Source organism: Paenibacillus sp. BAC0078, from assembly GCF_054483875.1.
Map to the genome: position 1 here is coordinate 1 of NZ_JBTLRW010000052.1, position 1,749 is coordinate 1,749.

General features: G+C 59.6%; 1 protein-coding gene. It reads left to right on the forward strand.

Annotated features, from left to right (window positions below):
• Nucleotides 1–28: 28 nt before the first annotated feature.
• The coding region (locus ACX1DY_RS31340) for a non-ribosomal peptide synthetase (protein ID WP_458968033.1) at nucleotides 29–1,749 on the forward strand (1,721 nt) is incomplete at its 3' end.

A 1,749-nucleotide genomic window follows, 5' to 3' on the forward strand; every position in this document is an offset into this window, starting at 1 on the left:
GATCGCAGGGGAGTTAGATACGGAACGCGTGCGGGAGAGCTTGAACTTGCTGGCGGAGCGTCACGAATCGTTCCGCACGTCGTTTGCGATGCAGGAAGATCAGCTGATGCAGCGCATCGTCGAATGTGTGGAAGTGCCGCTGGAAGTGATCGAAAGTACGGACGAAGAAGCAGAAGCGCAGGTGAAGGCGTTCGTGCGCCCGTTCGATCTGGGCGAAGCGCCGCTCTTGCGTGCGGGATTAATCCGCTTGGAAGAAGGGCGGCACGTGCTGCTGCTGGACATGCATCACATCGTCTCGGACGGCACGTCGATGGACGTGTTCGTGGACGAGCTCGCGCGATTGTATGCAGGTGAGAAGTTGGCGCCGCTTGCGATCCACTATAAAGATTATGCGGTATGGCTGCGAGAGAAGATGCAGGGCGAGTCGTATCAAACCCAAGAGCAATACTGGCTAGCGGCGTTTGAGGAAGAGGCGCCGGTGCTGCAGTTGCCGACGGATTACGCGCGGCCGGCAGTCCGCCGGTTCGAAGGGGACCGTGCGGGCCAATGGTGGAGCGAGGAGGAGACGGAACGGCTGAAGCAGCTGTGCGCGAAGCAAGGGGTTACGCTGTACATGGCGCTTTTGGCGTCGTATGGCGTGCTGCTGTCACGCTATGCGGGGCAGGAGGATGTGGTCGTTGGTTCTCCGGTGGCAGGCAGAAGACATCCGGACGCGGAACGGATGATCGGGATGTTCGTCAATACGCTGGCGATGCGGAGCCGCCCGGCGGGAAGCAAACGGTTCGACGCGTACTTGGCGGAAGTGAAGGCCGCGGTGCTGGGGGCGATGGAGAACCAGGATTATCCGTTCGAGGAACTGGTGGAGAAGGCGGAAGTAAGGCGGGATACGAGCCGCAACCCATTGTTCGACACGATGCTGGTGCTGCAGAACATGCAGATGAGCGAATGGAAGCCGGAGGAGCTGACGATTCGGCCGTATCCGCAGGAATACCGGGTCGCTAAATTCGACCTGACGATAGCTGTGGTCGAGCAGGAAGGGCGGTTGTATTTCGATTGGGAATACAGCACGGCGCTGTTCAAGAAGGAAACGGTTGAGCGGATGGGCAAACATCTGGCGGCGATCGTGGAACAGATCGCCGAAACGCCGGACATGAATCTGGAGGAAATCGAGCTGGCCGGGGAAGAAGAGAAGCACCAGTTGCTGGAGACGTTTAACGACACGAAGGCGGAGTATCCGAAGGATAAGACGATTTACGCGCTGTTCGAGGAGCAGGCGGAGCGGATGCCGGAAGCCGAGGCGGTCGTATTCAAGTCTGAACGAATGACGTATGGGGAACTGAATGCAAAGGCGAACCAACTGGCGTATGAGCTGCGGTTGCGCGGCGTCGGATCGGAGCGGATCGTGGGGATTATGGCGGAGCGCTCGGTGGAGATGATCGTGGGGATTCTCGCGATTCTGAAGGCGGGCGGGGCATACTTGCCGATCGACCCGGCGTATCCGGCGGATCGGATCACGTACATGCTGGAAGACAGCGGCACCGATCTGCTGCTCGTCTACGGGGAAGCGGAAGTGCCGCAAGAGTACGAGGGAACCGTGCTGGATCTGGCGGATGTGTCGCTGTACGCGGGTGACACCGCGAACCCGCCAGCCGCAAACGGTCCGAACGATCTGGCGTATGTCATCTACACGTCGGGATCGACGGGACAGCCCAAGGGTGTCATGGTCGAACATGGCGGCTTAACGAATAT